The organism is Bacillus sp. lyk4-R2A-2 (assembly GCF_030209735.1).
In the GTDB taxonomy this organism is placed as follows: domain Bacteria; phylum Bacillota; class Bacilli; order Bacillales; family Bacillaceae; genus Bacillus; species Bacillus pumilus.
Window position 1 is genome coordinate 147,994 of the sequence record NZ_JARVRK010000012.1, and the last position, 17,851, is coordinate 165,844.

The 17,851-nt window shown below is 41.6% G+C and carries 17 protein-coding genes; 9 read left to right on the forward strand and 8 right to left on the reverse strand.

The window, feature by feature from the left end; genetic code table 11:
* Positions 1-153: 153 nt before the first annotated feature.
* Positions 154-885 (forward strand): MurR/RpiR family transcriptional regulator, encoded by a 732-nt coding sequence (locus QRN39_RS17780; protein WP_137055419.1) that lies wholly within the window; start codon positions 154-156, stop codon positions 883-885.
* Between the two features lie 17 nt (positions 886-902).
* Here the strand turns inward: QRN39_RS17780 and QRN39_RS17785 are convergent, their stop codons facing one another.
* Positions 903-2,102 (reverse strand): MFS transporter, encoded by a 1,200-nt coding sequence (locus QRN39_RS17785; protein ID WP_284907800.1) that lies wholly within the window; start codon positions 2,100-2,102, stop codon positions 903-905.
* Positions 2,103-2,247: 145 nt separating this feature from the next.
* On the opposite strand from QRN39_RS17785, the gene QRN39_RS17790 reads away from it, so the two are divergent.
* Positions 2,248-2,727 (forward strand): aminoacyl-tRNA deacylase, encoded by a 480-nt coding sequence (locus QRN39_RS17790; RefSeq protein ID WP_034664582.1) that lies wholly within the window; start codon positions 2,248-2,250, stop codon positions 2,725-2,727.
* A gap of 33 nt (positions 2,728-2,760) precedes the next feature.
* Here QRN39_RS17790 and QRN39_RS17795 read toward each other — a convergent pair whose 3' ends face one another.
* Positions 2,761-3,669, reverse strand: coding sequence for a LysR family transcriptional regulator (locus QRN39_RS17795; protein WP_284907801.1), 909 nt, complete (start codon positions 3,667-3,669; stop codon positions 2,761-2,763).
* Positions 3,670-3,772: 103 nt separating this feature from the next.
* On the opposite strand from QRN39_RS17795, the gene QRN39_RS17800 reads away from it, so the two are divergent.
* Complete coding sequence (locus tag QRN39_RS17800; protein ID WP_113386819.1) at positions 3,773-4,972, forward strand: MFS transporter; 1,200 nt, start codon at positions 3,773-3,775, stop codon at positions 4,970-4,972.
* Between the two features lie 64 nt (positions 4,973-5,036).
* Here the strand turns inward: QRN39_RS17800 and QRN39_RS17805 are convergent, their stop codons facing one another.
* From QRN39_RS17805 to QRN39_RS17820, 4 genes are all read right to left on the reverse strand, one after another.
* The gene (locus QRN39_RS17805; protein ID WP_012009211.1) at positions 5,037-6,116 is read right to left on the reverse strand and encodes a DUF3900 domain-containing protein; all 1,080 of its coding nucleotides are present in this window, start codon (positions 6,114-6,116) and stop codon (positions 5,037-5,039) included.
* Positions 6,117-6,314: 198 nt separating this feature from the next.
* Complete coding sequence (locus QRN39_RS17810; RefSeq protein WP_080984809.1) at positions 6,315-6,464, reverse strand: DUF1540 domain-containing protein; 150 nt, start codon at positions 6,462-6,464, stop codon at positions 6,315-6,317.
* Between the two features lie 206 nt (positions 6,465-6,670).
* Positions 6,671-7,120: a hypothetical protein gene (locus QRN39_RS17815; protein WP_284907802.1), complete on the reverse strand. Its 450-nt coding sequence runs from the start codon at positions 7,118-7,120 to the stop codon at positions 6,671-6,673.
* Positions 7,121-7,188: 68 nt separating this feature from the next.
* Positions 7,189-7,674 (reverse strand): hypothetical protein, encoded by a 486-nt coding sequence (locus QRN39_RS17820; RefSeq protein ID WP_284907803.1) that lies wholly within the window; start codon positions 7,672-7,674, stop codon positions 7,189-7,191.
* Between the two features lie 265 nt (positions 7,675-7,939).
* Here QRN39_RS17820 and rfbF point away from each other — a divergent pair, with 265 nt between their 5' ends.
* From rfbF to QRN39_RS17845, 5 genes are read left to right on the forward strand one after another with little or no spacing between them, the layout of a single operon-like run.
* Complete coding sequence (rfbF, locus tag QRN39_RS17825; RefSeq protein ID WP_003214374.1) at positions 7,940-8,704, forward strand: glucose-1-phosphate cytidylyltransferase; 765 nt, start codon at positions 7,940-7,942, stop codon at positions 8,702-8,704.
* Between the two features lie 4 nt (positions 8,705-8,708).
* Positions 8,709-9,680, forward strand: coding sequence for a GDP-mannose 4,6-dehydratase (locus tag QRN39_RS17830; protein ID WP_041816148.1), 972 nt, complete (start codon positions 8,709-8,711; stop codon positions 9,678-9,680).
* 12 nt (positions 9,681-9,692) lie between these two features.
* On the forward strand, positions 9,693-10,604 hold the full coding sequence (locus QRN39_RS17835) for a putative nucleotide-diphospho-sugar transferase (RefSeq protein ID WP_113386820.1): 912 nt from the start codon (positions 9,693-9,695) through the stop codon (positions 10,602-10,604).
* Entirely contained in the window at positions 10,601-11,791 is a 1,191-nt protein-coding gene (locus QRN39_RS17840) for a glycosyltransferase family 2 protein (RefSeq protein WP_284907804.1), read from the forward strand. The genes QRN39_RS17835 and QRN39_RS17840 overlap by 4 nt, the downstream gene beginning before the upstream one ends.
* Positions 11,792-12,721, forward strand: coding sequence for a putative nucleotide-diphospho-sugar transferase (locus QRN39_RS17845; protein ID WP_284907806.1), 930 nt, complete (start codon positions 11,792-11,794; stop codon positions 12,719-12,721).
* Positions 12,722-12,756: 35 nt separating this feature from the next.
* Here the strand turns inward: QRN39_RS17845 and QRN39_RS17850 are convergent, their stop codons facing one another.
* Together QRN39_RS17850 and pbp4 are read right to left on the reverse strand one after the other, a co-directional pair.
* On the reverse strand, positions 12,757-13,995 hold the full coding sequence (locus QRN39_RS17850) for an MFS transporter (RefSeq protein ID WP_284907807.1): 1,239 nt from the start codon (positions 13,993-13,995) through the stop codon (positions 12,757-12,759).
* Between the two features lie 134 nt (positions 13,996-14,129).
* Complete coding sequence (gene pbp4 / locus QRN39_RS17855) at positions 14,130-16,169, reverse strand: penicillin-binding protein PBP4(5) (protein ID WP_284907808.1); 2,040 nt, start codon at positions 16,167-16,169, stop codon at positions 14,130-14,132.
* A 261-nt stretch (positions 16,170-16,430) separates the two neighbouring features.
* Between pbp4 and QRN39_RS17860 the strand changes: the two genes are divergently transcribed.
* On the forward strand, positions 16,431-17,846 hold the full coding sequence (locus tag QRN39_RS17860; RefSeq protein ID WP_137055411.1) for an SLC13 family permease: 1,416 nt from the start codon (positions 16,431-16,433) through the stop codon (positions 17,844-17,846).
* Positions 17,847-17,851 lie beyond the last annotated feature (5 nt).

The window sequence follows — 17,851 nt, forward strand, 5'->3', positions numbered from 1 at the left end:
AAGCCAATTCTTTTGTTTGTACATCTATAGCTTATCGTGAGAGCAGCTCGTGCGTAAATGACTTCAGCGTCTTTAGGCAAGGGTGCCCTATTTAGAGACTTGTTACATAAAAGAAACACATTGTGACATGCTGTTGGAGAAAGGGGAAGTCAGATGTTTTCAAGTGAGGTTATTTCCAGCTTTAATGAACTAGAAAGCGCTTTATACCGATACATCATGGAAAACAGTGAAAAGGTCGTGTATATGAGAATTCGGGACTTAGCAGATGCTGCCCATATATCCACCTCGTCTGTCCTTCGCTTTTGCCGAAAAGTAAATTGTGAAGGCTTTTCAGAGTTTAAAGTGAAGCTTAAAATGTATTTAGAAGCAGAGCAGACACCTACTTTAAAAAGCACCCAGCACTTTCTGTATGAATTTATTGAACGAACACTAAAAGGGGACTTTGAGGGGAAAATTAAAGAGGCAGCAAGACTCATTGCCGATGCAAAAAATGTGCTGTTTATTGGCACTGGCAGCTCTGGCATTTTGGCGCAGTATGGGGCGAGGTACTTTTCAAGTCTTGAGAAATTTTCATTTTACATCAATGATCCGTTTTTCCCGATGAATATGCAGTATTTAGACAATAGTGTCACCATTGTGCTGTCTGTATCAGGGGAGAACAGTATTACGATTGATCATATTTCGAAGTTAAAAAGAGAAGGAAGCAAAATCATTAGCATTACAAACAATCAGCACTGTACGGTTTCGCGCATTTCTGATTTAAATATTGCTTATTACGTGACAGACGAACGGGTTCACAGAGCTAATATTACGACACAGACGCCCGTTGTGTATATTTTAGAAGCGATGGCGCGTGATATGTTCGCAATGTTAAAGGAAAAGTAAAAGAGCCGCTGCATGAATCAGCCGCTCTTTTTTTTCTGCCTCATAAAAGCGAGGATGGCAATCCCGGAACAGATGAGCACAAACAAGCCGCCCAGCAAATACACAGTCCTCGCTCCAAATGCATCTGCAATCAATCCAACAAAGAAAATAGATAAACCGACAGATACAGAGGAAAGGACGTAATGAGCCGAGTACACCTTAGATAAATCTCGGACGGGCGTTTCCGTTTGAAGAATGGTTTGCTGTGAAACATCACGAATTTGATAGGCAGGCCCCATCAAAATACAAAGCAGCAAAGCAAGCCACGGCAGGCTGTTCAGTGAATAGACAATGGTCAGCACTGCATAAATGAATGAACCAGCTGCCATAAAGAGAAGAAGCTGCTTTTGAATGAACCGGCTTATCCACGCAGCCAAGAGCCCGCCTAGAATGGCGCCGGTATAATAAGCGGCATTGATAAATCCCCACCAATCCTCACTTTCGTTTAAATCTTGTGTGACAAAGGCAAGCGTAATTGCCCCAATCCACACAGCGCCTGCTATATTTTCACACACATCCATAAAGGTCAGGGTGCGAATTGTTTTATTTGTCCAAATGATCGTCCAGCCATCCTTGAAACTGTTCATCTTATTTGCTTTTCGAACGGTGTCTTCTTGCTTAAGAAGAGGAAATAAAGGGATGCAAAATAAATAAGACAACACAATCATCAAACAAGTGATCCACATTAAATAAAAGGGACCAATGAACAGAACGAGCATTCCAGTAAACGAATAGCCGGCAATTTGAACCGTTTGTTGAAAAATGGAGGCTGTACTGTTCGCTTTCACAAGCTGATTTTCTGGCACAAGCATCGGCATGATGGCCTGCAATAAAGGGCTAATGAACCCGCCTGTGATGGAAATGAGAATGAGCGCACCAAACAGCCAAATCATATGCTGCTGAAAGAAATGAAATTGAGCTGTAAACACGATGAGCATCCCAAGACGTAAAAGCGGGACCCATTTCAACAGCCGGCCCGCTTGATAGTGATCTGCCAAAACAGGAGAGATGAGCCCAGCTAATAGCTGGCATAGCGTTCTTATTAACGGAAATAAAGCCGCATACGCAACAGATTGTGTATCTTGATAGATCACAAATGTGATCGTCATGACAAATAGAATATCACTTAGCATGAGAAGGCTTTTACTGCCTGTATAGTACCAAAACTTGTTTCCCATATCCAACCGGCTCCTTTTCAAAAACAAGTTCAGTATAGCATGGTGAAGAAGGACCCAGTGGCTTTTCATTGAAAAATACATCTTAAGGATGAGAGGATTGTGATAAGCTAAATGAAAGACATCGTAAGGAAAGGGGTTCAAATCAATGAAAGTACTGCCAGCACATGAATTCTTGAATCAGCACAGCATCCCATATGAGATCAAAACATTTTCTTCCGAAACAGAGAAGGGAGCCGCAAATGTAGCAGCAGCCCTTGGTTTTCGCGAGAGACAAATGATTAAGACATTGATTTTTGAAACAGGGGAAGGAGAGCAGCTGCTTGTGATGGTTGGCGCTGACCAGCATATTAAGTCAGGGAAACTAAAGAAAGCGGCTGGCTCTCGTAATATTAAAATGGCATCACCAGAGAAGGTTCTGGAAGTGACAGGCTACCGAATTGGCTCAATACCGCCGTTTTGCTGGCAGCCAGAAGGCTTCCGCACCATCATCGAAGCTTCGCTATTAGAGGAAGAAGTATTAGGTGTTGGAGCAGGTGAATGGGGAAATGAAATACTGATCACACCAGAACAATTAGTGAAAGCCTCAAAGGCTGTACCGTATGACATCGTGCAGCCAGCAGAATAGAAAAAAGTGCCTGTTTCTCATGCAGGCACCTTTTTAATTTGCAGTAGGCTCCTTAAATGGACCGATATCTTTCATTTGCAGGAAGGCATCCACGGTTCTATTCTCTTCAAGATCATTCGCCCGTTTGCAGATCACAACAGGTCTGACGATTTCTATGCCTTCGATATATACACGCCCAATCTCTTTCCGCTTGAGACTGCCTTGAACCGCATCACGGGGAACAAGTGTGATCCCATAGCCAGCTTTAATCATTTGAATCGCTTCATGAACACCGCTGAATTGTAAATCAACAGTCGGTTTTTTAATTCCTTTCGAGGTGAACAGGGAAAAGAGCTTATCTCTAGTGGAGCTGCCTTCTTCACGCATTAAAAAGGGCTCCTGACTCAGGTGCTCTAGCGGAACGGTTTTTCCGTTCAACAGATGGTCTGCTGGCACAATAAAATCATAGCTTAAATTCGTCAAATGAGAGGTAACGATCTCCTCATGATGCAAATCTTCAATTACAGCGATGGCGACATCTGATTCATATTGAAGCAGGCTCTCTATCACTTGAGCGGAATTTCCGCTTTTTAATTCGATTTCTGACTGTGGTGATGACGTTTTAAAAGCAGCCAGCCAATCAGGCAGTAAAAAGTTGAGTGGTACATAGGTAGAACCGATGCGGAGGCGCCCCTTCTTCCCGTTTTGTAATAGCGTGATCTGATATTCTACTTCCTTTTCAGCCTCAAACACTTGCCGGGCATAAGGATACAGCATCTTTCCCATTTCTGTGAGCGCAATGCCCCGACCGTTTCGTTTAAAAAGGCGAAACCCGATCTCTCGTTCAATGCTTCTAAGCTGAGCCGTCACAGCTGGCTGTGTCAAAGATAGTGCGTCGGCAGTTTGTGTGACGCTTTTTGTCTCTGCGACCTTTGCAAAAATCCGAAGGGCATGTAAATTCAACTTCGCACCACCTATCAATTATTTTGATAAAACAATTAAAAACATTCATTAGATTTATTATAAGGCATCCCTTATCGTAAAGGTAGCGAAGGGGGAAGAAAAAATGGATCGTCGTCAAAAGCAAGTTGTGTCAATATCGCTCATCACAGCATTTGCACTTATTGGGGATTCAATGCTCTATATTGTTCTCCCGGTCTATTGGAAAGAGATTGGTTTATCATCCATTTGGGAGGTCGGGTTACTGCTGTCCATCAACCGATTCATTCGTATCCCGCTAGCACCTGTCGTATGGTGGCTCTATCGCTATATCCCAATGAAGACGGGTGTATTGATCGCGATTTTGATCGCGTCAGTGACCACGATATTATATGGGATGAGCGGCTTTTGGCTGCTGCTTATCTGCCGCTGCGCATGGGGTCTCGCTTGGACATTACTCCGAATGAGCGGGATGAGGGTTTTGGCTGAAATGGACGAAGGCTCACAAGGACATTTGACGGGGCTTTATAATGGGCTTTACCGGCTTGGCAGTTTATTTGGCATGTTATTTGGCGGAATCTTTGCTAGCTTGATCGGCTTCCAGTCCATGACGCTAGTCTTTGGTTTACTTACATTGATGGGATGCATTTTTTATGTATCGTTGGATGAAATTGAAAAGAGAGAAGGCACGCAGGTGTATCATGGCATCAAACAAAAGTGGTTTACACGAGATGTTGTAAAAGTACTGATAACAGGCATGCTGATCGCACTGATCATTCAAGGTTTATTCGCATCCACGCTGAGTCATGTCATTGAAGCAAAGATTGACCAGGATCAATTGACTCTGTTTGGCTTTGTCATCGGAGCTTCGGCTTTAAGCGGTGTGATTCAAGCAATTAGGTGGGGATGGGAACCATTTGTGGCACCGAGAACGGGCAAATGGTTTGATCGGCTTGTGATGAAGGAACGAATGCTATGCTGGATGTTTCTTTCATTTGGAGGGCTCAGTTTTCTTGGGGTCATGCTGAAGGTGAGCGGCTGGTTCCTATTGATGCTGCTTTTGATTCAGCTGCTGGCAACGATTGTCACAACGTTCACCGATACACTTGCCTTTCAAAAAGCCTCTGCTCAAACAGATAAGAACCGCTTTCTCGCCAGCTATTCTTTTGTTCAAGATATGGGGGCTGCTTTAGGGCCTTTGTGCGGGTATACGTTGATTCAGTTTTTCGGAACAAACAGCGTCTTTTGGTTGATGCTCATCATAAGCTTAATGCTTGTCAGCATGTGGGTAAGAGGCGGGCAGCATGTTTCTTCTAGTGCAGTGTAAAAAATAAAGCGTTATATAAAAAAACTGCCTCATGCAGCTGATCGCAGGAGGCAGTCATATTCTCTTATTCTAAGTCTGAATCGTAGGCTTTTTGCGTGAGCTGGCTGACAACCTCTTTTAATCCATTTGGTTTATGGAATTCAACAGGTGTGCTTCCTTTTTCGAAGACAATTTGGTCTGCTTCGACGAGCACGACATATCGATTGTTGACCTTCGCAATATGGATCGAGTGGCCAAAGTCCGCTAGAAGTCCTTTGATTTCTGTTTCACCTAGACGCATTTTCATTGTGATGTCAGGGGTTTGTTCCACAATGTGAGAAGCTGCTAGTGTGACCTGTTCTGTATCGAGTGTTTCTCTAATTTCTCGTTTTTCACTCGCTTCCCATATTTCAAGATCCTCTTCGAACTGCTTTAATTCTTCACTTTCATCCTGTAATGTTTCAAATACTTGTTCCTGCACCATGTTCATGACCTGTGATTTCATGATTTCAGGCATAGATTCTCCGTATTCGACGAATTTCAGAAAGTCCTCAAAATAACGAGCATGTGAGGATTGGTGAATTTTCACTTCAGCTTCCTCTGTCATGCCCTCTTCTGGCATAAAAGGGTATTGAATTGATTTCATGTTTTTTGTTGTAATAGCCATTTCTACTTTTTTGATCAAGGTAGATGTATCAGCGATAGAAGCAACTTTCTGTTCAAAATCGCATTTCATAATAAAGACAAAGGAGTCATCGAAGTACTTTTTAGGAACGGCAGACGCAACTAAAAAAACGCCGCCTCTGACAGCACTTGTATCTAAATACGTGCGAACAAACTGTTCACTGCATTCATTAAATACTTCTTTTGTATCGGCAAATCTCGTCTGATGAAATAAATTGTAGTTTGGATTTGAATCGAGTTCATGACCGGGTTCGACAATGAACCGGCCAATTTTGGTTGGTACTTGTTCAGATTTAGGGTGTCTGTCCACTTTTCGTTTGACGATTTTTTTTAGCTCACCATCTAAAAAGTCCTTCAGCTCACTTTGTTCAAATTCCTCTTGATCTAATGTTTGATAATGCTTGAACCGTTTATTTGCTTGTTCATCTTTGCCTTCGATTTCTACGACAAAGAATGATAGAAAACGTATCGTAAAATCCATTGATTGGTCACCACTTTTTCTTCTTCGGATATGTTGAGTATAGAAAAAGGAGTGAAAATCGTCAACGAATGGAGAAATATCGTGTCATTATTTCCCGAGAAATGTTTATGGAAAAACACTTGATAATAATTATCATTCTTGATAGAATGATAAAAGAAAAGAAGGAACCTGCCAGTTCCTTCATCTCAGAAAAATCACTTATTTTGTTTCAAATGTTTCGCAATCAGTTTCAGTATTGCGAGTCACATCAGTCATTGTGTTTTTACCAATTTTAATGGTAGAAGCCGTACAGCTGTTATCAGCCCAAAAACGGCAAGAGTTCACTTCACAAAGTACGTTTTGTGCCATGGGATTTCACCTCCGTGATTCATATTGAGAATGAAGCAAGCTGCCACTTGAATTCATTCCATCTAGTAGTCTCTTGATAAAAAGAGGCTGTTTGTGCTGTTGATGCACATGTTTATCATACCATCTACCCTGATAATATACAATTTAAACTTAGAGCAAGAATACAAAAAATCCATCTTAAAAATAGATGGATTTTTTGTATTCTATCACTTAGATGATTCATATAAAAGTTCAATATCATCAAAATAATGAATTGGTCTTTTTTCATGATTTAGAATGTAAAAGCTGTAACCTTCTTTAGTTGTCTTAATCTCTTGTTGTTCTTTAATTGATAACATATGAGATGTTTGTAAATTAAAGGTGATGTTATAGTTTAATTGATTAAAACTAAAAGTCCTCTGTCCTGGAATCAAATCTGTTTCTTGTTCTTTAATAATTTCAGATATTTTTTCAGGTATGTTTATTAAAAAGTAATATTCGCTATTGTGTACATTTAGAATAAAATGTAATTTGCTTCGTAAAGTATAGTCAATTGAATATTCTACTCCTAATGGACTTGTTTTAATTTTGAATTTATTTATTTCAAAATTGGGAGGTGTAAAGTTTTCTTCTAAAGGAAGTGCAATTGCATCACTGTCTTCTTTCTGAGTTTTCATATTATGACAACCTGATAGACTGATTATCAACATAAAAAATAAAAAAGTGATACACTTTTTTCCTAAGTTCATTTTTTAGCTTTCTTTTTCGTACTCCATGATCCAAAAGACCACGTGGCTGAAACCGATTTCGAGCTAACTACTTTTCCTGCATTCCATTTTTTTACTACTCCAGATCCCTTTACAAACTGAGTACCTGCAGTCAGTATATATTTGCTTTTGGGTGGAATGGACCAAGTTATTGTGATTTTTTCTGTTTTTGATTGACCTAAGCCAATTTCGGTTTTTATCCCGACCTCGTGAACCATAGCTTTTAAAGTATAAGAAGCACTGAAGTTAGCAGTTGTAGATTTTGTAGTACTTACCGAATAACTGACTCTATCAGTTTTACTACTGGTATTTGTGGCAGTATGAGTAAAAGAAGTTTTTTTGCTCTTAGTGGCGGTCCTATGTACATACTCTGTACCAGTCATATCACTTGCGGCATAAGTCGTTGTTCCTAATCCTAATGTGAAAATAAGTAATGAAATACTAGACAATATAATTTTTTTCATAAAAATCCCTCCTATAGTAAAATTAAACCACTCATGTTAATTTAAATCAATGTAAAAATAGGTAAATAACCTTAAAATAACCTTAAAAATGAAATATTTAAGAAAAATAGTTAAATGCTAGGTGGCACCCTCTCTCATTTCGACATATGAATAGAGTAGATTCAAAACCTGATGTCGGACAAAGTATGAGGGTACATGTACTGATTTTCCGCATAAAGATAAGGTTTTCAATCAAAAATTTTTCATAGAGAGATGAGGGGAGAAGATGAAAGCAGTCATTCTCTGCGGAGGAAAGGGAACGAGAATGAGTGAGGTCACACAAGCGCTTCCTAAACCACTTGCTATGATCGGAGATCGGCCTATTCTATGGCATATTATGAAAATCTATCAGTATTACGGAGTAGATGAGTTTATCTTATTGCTTGGATATAAAGGAGAGAAGATCAAAGAGTATTTCCTGAACTACGACTGGCGGCATCACAGCATGAAGCTAGATATGGCGACAGGGGAGATGAAGCTTTTAGGAAAGTCAGAGAACTGGAAAATCACTTTTTTAGATACAGGCGAGAATACGATGACAGGCGGACGGTTAAAGCAGGCACAGGACTTCATTGGGGATGAGACATTTATGATGACGTATGGTGATGGACTTGCCAATGTCAATATGTTTCATCTGCTGAAGCGTCATCAGGATCTTGGGGCAGCTGCGACTGTCACAGGAATTGAAAAGAAGTCACAGTACGGGACGTTGAAGGTATATAACGGGATGGCACAATCCTTCTCTGAGAAGACAGACAGTATCGGGATGATCAATGGAGGATTTTTTGTGTTGTCTCCAAAGGTATTTGACTATTTGACAGACGATGATCAATGCGTGTTTGAAGCGGAGCCTCTTCAAAATCTGGCGAATGATGGAGAGCTTGCGGTTTATGAGCACCACGGATTTTGGACAGCGATCGATACGTATAAGAACCTGAAGGAAATCAATGGCATGTGGACAAATGGAAAACAACCATGGAAGGTTTGGTGACGGCATGAGCGGATTTTGGAATGGGAAAAACGTATTTGTGACTGGATGTACAGGACTATTGGGAAGCTATCTCGTCAAGGAATTGATTGATCAAGGGGCAAACGTGACGGGACTTGTGCGTGATCAGGTGCCAAGGTCGAATTTATATCAAGGCAGTCAATTTGAAAAGATGAATGTGGTGCAAGGTGCATTGGAGGATATGCAAACGATTGAACGTGCGTTAGGAGAATACGAAATTGATACTGTCTTCCATTTGGCGGCGCAGGCCATTGTTGGGGTCGCAAATAGACACCCTGTTTCTACATTTGAAGCCAATATTTTAGGGACATGGAATGTACTCGAGGCGTGCAGAAGACAGCCGCTGATCAAACGAGTCATCGTGGCATCAAGTGACAAAGCATACGGCGATCAGGAGCAGCTTCCATACGATGAAGACATGCCGCTAAATGGGAAACATCCGTATGATGTATCAAAGAGCTGTGCAGATTTAATTTCTCACACGTATTACAACACATACGGTCTTCCAGTTTGTATTACGCGCTGTGGCAATTTATACGGGGGCGGGGATTTAAATTTCAACAGAATCATTCCGCAAACCATCCAGCTTGTGCTAGAAGGAGAAGCGCCGGAAATTAGAAGTGACGGGACATTTATTCGTGATTATTTCTACATTGAAGATGCGGTTAAGGCTTATTTGCTGCTAGCTGAGAAGATGGAGGAAAAAGGGCTCGCTGGAGAAGCCTTTAACTTTAGTAATGAAATTCAGCTGACGGTTCTTGAACTCGTGGATAAGATTTTAAAGGCAATGGGCAGTGAACTGAAGCCTCGTATTTTAAACCAAGGAACGCATGAGATAAAGCATCAATATTTGTCGGCAGAAAAGGCGAGAAAGCTGCTTGATTGGAAGCCAGACTACTCGATTGATGAAGGTTTAGAGAAGACGATTGAATGGTACCGCGAATTCTTTCAAAAATAGAGGTGTGAGTAGATGAACAGCATATATTGTACGGTTCTATCAAGTGGAAGACTTTATCAAGCCATTGCGTTTTTCTTGTCATTGAAGCAAGTAGAAGATGATGCTGTCATCAAGACGTTATGTATGGATGATGCTGCATTTGATCTGCTTCAAAAAATGAATTTTCCTCATGTTGATCTTGTTCATGTACGGGAGCTCGAAACGCCGGAGCTGCTGGAGAAAAAAGAGGAACGGGATGCCTCGGAATATTGCTGGACATTAAAGCCGATGTGGATTGAGTGGTTATTTGAACAGGAGCAGGCAGAAGGAGTAACCTATCTTGATGCGGATTTATTTTTTTATGAGAGCCCGCAAGTGATTTTTCAACATCAGCCGGATGCCTCTGTTTTACTTTCGAGAGGGGATATTGTGATTCCGAGCTTCGATCCTGAGGAAGTGAAAATGCTTCAAAAGCTTTTAGGTCGCTATAATTCTGGCTTCCTGCATTTTAAAGGAGATAAAGCCGGACGAAAATGCCTCAGTTGGTGGAAGGAAGAATGCTTGAAGGAATGCAAAAATGCACCGGGAGAAGGCAAGTTTGGCGATCAAGGATATCTCGATCATATGCCGAAGCTGTTTGAAAAAGTGGAGGATATTCAAACAAAAGGCGTGAATATTGGTCATTGGAATTATGGACAGCATTCCTATCGAGAAGAAAATGGACGGATTTTGCTGGAGGATGGGCATCCGCTCATTTGCTATCATTTCAGCGGCTTTCGCATCGTGAGCAAGGAAGAGATGCAGCAAATTCATGAAAAGGGGAGAGATGATCTGCCGTTTTTCCAAGAAGCCTATCGAAACGTGCTGCGCCATGTGATTGAATCTGTTGAGCAGGTCGATCCGCTGTTTAACGGCTATGCCAAATTGGAGGAGGATGACGCATGAATGAGAAGCCAAAGGTAAGCGTCATTATTCCGAGCTATAATGCCAAGGAGCGTTTAGAAGGGAGTCTTTTTTCTTTAACGCTTCAGAATACGGATATTCCGTTTGAGGTCATTGTCGCCGATAATGGGTCAACGGACGGCACGATGGAAATGCTTGAGAACATTGAGGTGAATTTCCCGTTTAAAAAGGTGCGTATTCCTGTCAATCAAGGGATAGCCAAGGGGCGCAATCATGCCATTCGCGAGGCGGAGGGAGACCTGCTGATATTCCATGACAGCGATATGCTGGCAGAGCCGCAATTTATTCAAAAGCATGCGGAGGCACATGCTGATCATGAGGACCTTGTCATTTGTGGTGTATGCTGGAAGCGGATTTATCGTTATTTTTACGAAGCATTTGATCAGGATCATATCAATCGGTTGAAAAAGCAAGGCCTGTATAAGCGGAAAATGAATGATAAAACGCCTCTTTTATCAATGAAGGAAGTTGAAAATGGTGCATTTCTAGAGAAAAGCTTCGATTTGCAGTCTGAGTTTATTGCTATCCTCAAAGACATTTTGCGCACGTACAACTATGATTTAGGCTCTTATGAGCTGCCGTGGCGATTTTTTATTACGAATAACTCCTCTGTCAAACGCAAGCATGTCATCGCGCTCGGGATGTTTGATGAACAGATCGTTCGGTACGGGTTTGAGGATTATGATTTAGGAATTCGTCTGCATCAGCTTGGTCTCTCCTTTGAATTGCGAGAGGATATCATGAGCGTGCATCAGGAGCATCCAAGTAATTTAACGTCATTTGATGACATCAAATATAACATTTTGTATATGTGCGAGAAGTACAACAATATTGATGCCATTGATGTCCATTTGGCTTTCTCTGGTCCATTTTCTCACACCGTCACAAATGACATTGTGAAAGAGGTTCGGCAGCTGCGTGAAAATCCGGTATTCGATGGTCTGCTCTCTTATTTTTTAGAGCTGCTTCATTTGATCACAGAGCGGAACGTAGGCATCAAACGCGATAATAAAGATCAGCTGACCGCTAGACATGTCCCTTTGAAAAAGCTGTCCGAGGCAGCACAGCTTGCGCGGCAGGAATATGGCTGCACAGTGGTTGTAGAAGCCATTCAAGGGCTGACAAAAGAGTTATTACGCGTTGATTTGTTTCAAGTGGATGTGTTGTAGATGGCGTGTTATCATTTTACAACCATTGTGTCGAATACCCATGTTTTTAAGCTTTTGGCGCTGCTTCATTCGCTTGAACAAACCGCTCATTCATTCAAGTTGTCAGTTTTATGCGCAGATCCTTTGGCTTACAAGGTGTTAAGTGAATTCCCGCATCCGCACGTTCAATATGAACAGCTTGAAGACATTGAAGATGACACGCTACGAAAGGCAAAGGATGATCGGACGTTCCATGAGTATTGCTGGACGTTAAAGCCCGTTTTTTTGCTCAAAATCCTTGAGTCCTCAGAAGCGGATTATCTCGCCCATTTGGATACGGATTTGTATTTTTATCATGATCCAGAGGCGATATTTGCAGAGAATCCACTCGCTCATTTATTTTTGACGGATCATATGAATTCCAAGCGGTTCTATCACTTTTATGAGTTATCTGGCCGCTTCAATACTGGATTTGTCGGCTGCCGCAACACAGACGTTGCCAAACGGGCGGTCACACAATGGAAGGAAAACTGTCTTGCACACTGTACAGTCGAAATGGATACAAAAAATAAGACGTATGGAGATCAGCGGTATGTTGAAAGATGGATCGATGATTTTGAAGGGGTCCATGTGGTGACATCTAAAGGAGCCAATGCCGCGATTTGGAATATTGAAAACTACAAGCTTTCAGTTGTGAAAGGGGAAATGTATCTCGACGAATGTCCACTCTTGTTCTATCATTTTTCTGCCTTTACGATCATTGATGAGAATACCTTTAATCTGAATTGGTATTACTATATGACAGAACAAAAGCTTGTGGATCATTTATATATTCCATATGCCGATTTGGTTCATCAAAAAATCAAACAGGTGCAAAAGGTCTTTCCGGAATTCCAGCAAGGGTTTATTGCAAAGAAGCATGTACCTGATACGCATTTTTATGAGATATGAAAAAACCGCTCAATCACTGAGCGGTTTTCTCCTTTTTATGATTCATTCCATTTGGAGATGGTTTGATCGCTAGGTAGTAAGAATGCAAGGATGCCTAATATCGGTAAAAAGGCGACTCCGATCATGGTAGGCGTTAAACCGAAGGCATCAATGAATGAGCCTAGAGCGACCGATCCGATTGCACCCATACCAAACGCAAGTCCAACCGTTAAACCAGACATTGTGCCAATTTTCCCGGGAAATAGTTCTTGAGCATAAACGACTGTGACAGAGAAGCTTGACGTCAGAATGACTCCAATCAGTCCAAGTAAAACATAGGCAAAAACAGGTCCGGCAAATGGCAGCAGCAAGGCAAGTGGAAAGGATGCCAATAAGGAAATTAAAATCACCGTTTTCTTGCCGAAGCGGTCTGCAAGCGGTCCGCCTAAAAATGTCCCAATTGCACCTAGAATGAGAAATAAGAAAATATAAGTCTGTGATTCTTTAATCGTCAATCCATATTGTTCAATCGCATAAAACGCATAGAAATTTGATATCGCATTTCCATACCAAGAGCGGGCAAAGATGAGAAAGACGATAATGCCAAGTGCTGTGAGTGCTGACTTACGGTGAAGTTCAGATCTTGCAGCTTTTGGTGGAGCTTTTTTCGCTTGAGCTCGAATGGTTTGAAGTCTTCCTGCGTACCATCTTGAAATATAAAGAAGGAAACCGACAGCCATCATTCCAACAATCGTAAACCAAGCCACGCCTGGCTGACCGAGAGGGACGAGCATTAAAGCAGCGATCAGCGGAGCAAAGGCTTGACCTGTATTTCCGCCTACTTGATAGATAGATTGTGCAAGTCCTCGTCTTGGACCAGCTGCCATGTTGGCAACGCGGGAGCCCTCTGGATGAAAAATGGCAGAGCCGAGTCCGATAAAGACAACGCAAAGCAAGATGGTGGCAAAGGAAGGCGCAAACGCAAGCCCGAATATACCGACAGCACTAGAAAATAAAGCAACCGGGAGTGCATAAGGCATCGGCCTTTTATCTGTGTACCACCCAATAGCGGGCTGCATCACGGAGGAGACCATATTTAATGTAAAGGCAATCAGCCCTAATTGTGTAAAGGTCAGCCCCATTGAGCGTTCTAAAATAGGGAACATGGCAGGAATAACGGCTTGCAAAGTGTCATTGAGCATATGGCAAATGCCAATAATCAATAAAATGGGATAAACCGTTGATCCAGTGACAGAATTTTGAGGTTTATCCTTTGTACGAGCAGCAATAGCCAATGAGACTTCCTCCTTTCATTCAACTGTTTTCTATTTTGCATTCTTCTCATTTTATTCATAAGGTGAACTATAAAACAATAGCAAATTGTCATGATTTAGAAAAAAGAGACACAAGCGCTTGTGTCTCTAAATGGTTACTTATAAAAAGTTGCGATGACAGGCTTCATTTTTTGAATAACGAGTCCACTACCACCGCGATTTTTTACACCTTCAATCATGCCGACGAGGACGTAATCTTCTTTTTTAGGATTAAAAGCAAGTAAAAATCCATTTTCAGAACCGTCTGTCGCTCCTTGTTTGCTTTTCAGCTCTGCCGTTCCTGTTTTAGCGGCAATGTCAGCTCCTTCAATTTGTAAGGAGTGAGCTGTACCGTTTGGACTCGTCACGACCTGAGTGAGCGCGTTTTTCACTGTATTTGCCGAGTCTTCTTTGATGATTTGTTTTGGTGATGCTGTTTTCTCATCTTGAACGACTCGAGGATAGACAAGCTTGCCTCCTGTTGCAAATGGAGAATAGGCATGTACTTGTTCAATCGGTGACATGAGTAATTCGCCTTGACCATATGCTGAGTCAGCAAGTAAGATGTCCGATTGAATGCCGTCGTTTGATACTTGTGCTGGTTTCATTGTAAATGGCATGTGCAAATCTTCACCAAATCCAAATGCTTTCACTTTTTTTCCATAGGTGTCTTTGCCAATTTCCAGTGCTTCCTGTCCGAAGTAAATATTATCTGAGTACACGAGGGCATCAACCATATTTACGTTTTCTTTATCGTGAACTCGTGTAATTCGATAATTGCCCCAAGATTGATCCTTTTGCCATTTCAGTCCATGGATGGTGCGTACTTTATTAGGCTTTGTGACACCTGTTTCCAGCCCGATGGCTGCTGTAATGGTTTTGAATGTAGACCCTGGTGCATACCGGCTCGCATACCGGGCTTGGAATGGGAGATCTGGGTTTTCACTGTATGCCTGATATTGCTTAGGTGTGATCCCATTTGTCATAAGATTGACATCATAGGAAGGGGCGCTGACAAGCGCTAATAGATCCCCCGATGATGGATTCATGATCGTGACGGCCCCTTTTTCACCTTTCAGCTGTTCATAGGCTTTTTTCTGTAAAGAGGCATCAATGGTCAGCTTCACTGTTTTTCCATCTTGTCGATCTGACTTTTGCAATGTTTCTTCAATGCCTGTTTCATCATGGACGATCAAAATGCTTCCGCCATCTTGTCCGCGCAAGTTTTTGTCAAATGTGAATTCAAGACCGGTTTTGCCAATGATTTGATCTGCTTTTAATGCCGGATTTCTTTTGATATCATCTGCATTTGCTTTCCCGACATAGCCGGTGAGATGGGCGGCGGCTTCGTTATAAGGATAGTAACGCATTTCCTTCGATTGATAGGTGACGCCTTTTATATCCTTTGGAATCAGCTTCTGTTCTAACATTGATTTGAGCGGGACAAACGTGTCGTCTGTGACCCATGCTTGTTTCAGCTGATTGTCGATTAGTTCTTCATCTAAATCAAACGCCTTGCTGATTTTTTTGATATTGCGTTCTTTTTCTTCCCCTGTGCCAAGCTTTCCTGGGATGATGCCAAGTGCGCTTCCACCAGTTGTTTCTGCTAGGGTACGCCCTTTTCGATCGACGATGTTTCCACGGACAGCAGGGTCTGATTTGACCTTGATGGTATCTCCCTTCTCCATTTGCGGGAAGATGAGATTTGGCTTCCAGTCGACTTTCCATTTGTCATCTTCTTCTGAGAGAACGCCCTTGTAAGAAAGCTTGTGCAGCTTGCCCAATGACGTTTTCATTGTCACATCATAGGAAAATTGATACCCATTTCCTTTGTCCTGTTTTTCGACGTTGAGCTTTGATATGTTCAGATCATAAGCACCAATTCCGTTAAAGATATTGTCGTATTTTTCGGCTAGTTGTTTTTTTGAGAAGTCATTGGCTTTCAAAGACGCACTTGTTACCTCTTCAGCCAGCCTTGTAAAGTCTTTCTTCTCCATTTGTTTCGTAAAGGATTGAGCCGCTTTTAAAGCTTCTTTTTCTTTTGAGAAAAGAGAATCTTTTAAGAAAAAGAAAGCAGCAGCAACTACGATGATACTAAGAATGGGGATCATGACTTTTTTCTGTTTCCAAAATGATTTTCGTTGATCCGTATACAATGAAAACACCTCAATTTTTGATTAGATCCTCTATATTTTACAGTGATTGGTCGTGATTTGTATAGTTTCTCCTATGAAAATAGACCAAGGCACGATGTCATGGTTTTGGGAAAGGGACGAAAATGATAGCTTGTTTCTATGAAAGATATCTTCATTTTTTCTTATGATTTAAAGGATTTCTTAAGAGATCATCGAATGTGAAAAAATAGAAAAATATACAAACGCTTTCAATAGGGGGGGATTGTTATCGTTTATAAAAAGGTGAATGTGATTGGACTTGTTCTTGGACCGGCACTCTTCTTGCTCATTCTTTTTCTCATACCTGAAAATGAATTGACCTATGCTGCGAGGGTAGTCTTGGGCATTACCGCTTGGACGGCTACATGGTGGGTGACAGAAGCACTGCCCATACCTGCAACATCTTTATTGCCCATCATCCTACTGCCGACACTTGGCGGGCTTTCTATGGAACAGACATCAAGAGCTTATGGAGATCCGATCGTTTTTATGTACATGGGAGGATTTATGATTGCAATTGCCATTGAAAAATGGAATTTGCATAGAAGAATGGCCTTACACATTTTAAGGGTGATTGGCACACGAAGTGACCGCATTGTATTAGGTATCATGATTGCGACTGCTTTTTTATCTATGTGGATTTCAAATGCAGCGACAGCCCTGATGATGCTTCCGGTGGCACTGGCTGTGATTAAAGAGGTCAAGGCTAATGACATCTTAGCTGGTCCATCTCTTGAGCGATTCAGTAAAAGTATTTTATTGTCGGTTGCGTATTCAGCGTCAATTGGTGGTTTGGCAACACTTGTTGGGTCTGTGCCAAATGCTGTGTTTGCTGCAATGTCAAAAAAGCTATTAGATCGGGAAATTATGTTTTTTGAGTGGTTTTTGTTTGGTTTTCCTGTTGCGATGATTCTGCTCATTCTCTTATTTCTGTATTTGACCAAGGTACAGTTCAAAGTAGAGCACACAGGTGAAATGAGTGTAACGTTCATTCGAAAAGGATTAGAGAATTTAGGAAAAATGAAACAAGAGGAGAAATGGGTGTTTGGTGTTTTTCTTATGACGGCGTTTTTGTGGATTTTTAAGCTCTTTTTGTTTGGAGGGATCACCGTATCTGATACATCTATCGCCATTTTCGGTGCCATGCTGTTATTTCTCATTCCAGCAACAAACGGAGAGAGAATATTAGAATGGCAGGATATGAAACAGCTACCATGGGGGCTGTTGCTTTTGTTTGGAGGTGGGCTTTCACTCGCTACGGGCTTTGCAGAAACCAATCTAACAGGATGGATCGGGGAAAATCTACAGCATTTAAATGGGCTTTCGTATATCATGCTATTGATCATTTTAACGGGAGCGATTTTGTTTATGACTGAAATTATGTCAAATACAGCTGTTGCCAATATGATTATTCCGATTACGGTAGGGCTTGGGCTTGCGATTGGCATCGAGCCCTATGGGTTAATGGCTGCGGCTGCTTTGGCTTCCTCATGTGCGTTTATGCTGCCGATTTCCACACCGCCAAATGCCGCTGTCTTTAGTGCGGACGTGCTGAAAATATCTGATATGGTCAGGGCAGGCTTTTGGTTAAATATCATGAGTATTGTGGTGATTGTCCTTGCGGTGTATTTTTGGCTCCCGATTGTGCTTAAAAGCTGAGCGGG

What these genes read in the sequence shown, in the direction of transcription:
- QRN39_RS17780 (WP_137055419.1), top strand. Translation starts at nt 154, where the DNA reads ATGTTTTCAAGTGAGGTTATTTCCAGCTTTAATGAACTAGAAAGCGCT.
- QRN39_RS17785 (WP_284907800.1), bottom strand. Translation starts at nt 2,102, where the DNA reads ATGGGAAACAAGTTTTGGTACTATACAGGCAGTAAAAGCCTTCTCATG.
- QRN39_RS17790 (WP_034664582.1), top strand. Translation starts at nt 2,248, where the DNA reads ATGAAAGTACTGCCAGCACATGAATTCTTGAATCAGCACAGCATCCCA.
- QRN39_RS17800 (WP_113386819.1), top strand. Translation starts at nt 3,773, where the DNA reads ATGGATCGTCGTCAAAAGCAAGTTGTGTCAATATCGCTCATCACAGCA.
- QRN39_RS17805 (WP_012009211.1), bottom strand. Translation starts at nt 6,116, where the DNA reads ATGGATTTTACGATACGTTTTCTATCATTCTTTGTCGTAGAAATCGAA.
- QRN39_RS17810 (WP_080984809.1), bottom strand. Translation starts at nt 6,464, where the DNA reads ATGGCACAAAACGTACTTTGTGAAGTGAACTCTTGCCGTTTTTGGGCT.
- QRN39_RS17815 (WP_284907802.1), bottom strand. Translation starts at nt 7,120, where the DNA reads ATGAAAACTCAGAAAGAAGACAGTGATGCAATTGCACTTCCTTTAGAA.
- QRN39_RS17820 (WP_284907803.1), bottom strand. Translation starts at nt 7,674, where the DNA reads ATGAAAAAAATTATATTGTCTAGTATTTCATTACTTATTTTCACATTA.
- rfbF (WP_003214374.1), top strand. Translation starts at nt 7,940, where the DNA reads ATGAAAGCAGTCATTCTCTGCGGAGGAAAGGGAACGAGAATGAGTGAG.
- QRN39_RS17830 (WP_041816148.1), top strand. Translation starts at nt 8,709, where the DNA reads ATGAGCGGATTTTGGAATGGGAAAAACGTATTTGTGACTGGATGTACA.
- QRN39_RS17835 (WP_113386820.1), top strand. Translation starts at nt 9,693, where the DNA reads ATGAACAGCATATATTGTACGGTTCTATCAAGTGGAAGACTTTATCAA.
- QRN39_RS17840 (WP_284907804.1), top strand. Translation starts at nt 10,601, where the DNA reads ATGAATGAGAAGCCAAAGGTAAGCGTCATTATTCCGAGCTATAATGCC.
- QRN39_RS17845 (WP_284907806.1), top strand. Translation starts at nt 11,792, where the DNA reads ATGGCGTGTTATCATTTTACAACCATTGTGTCGAATACCCATGTTTTT.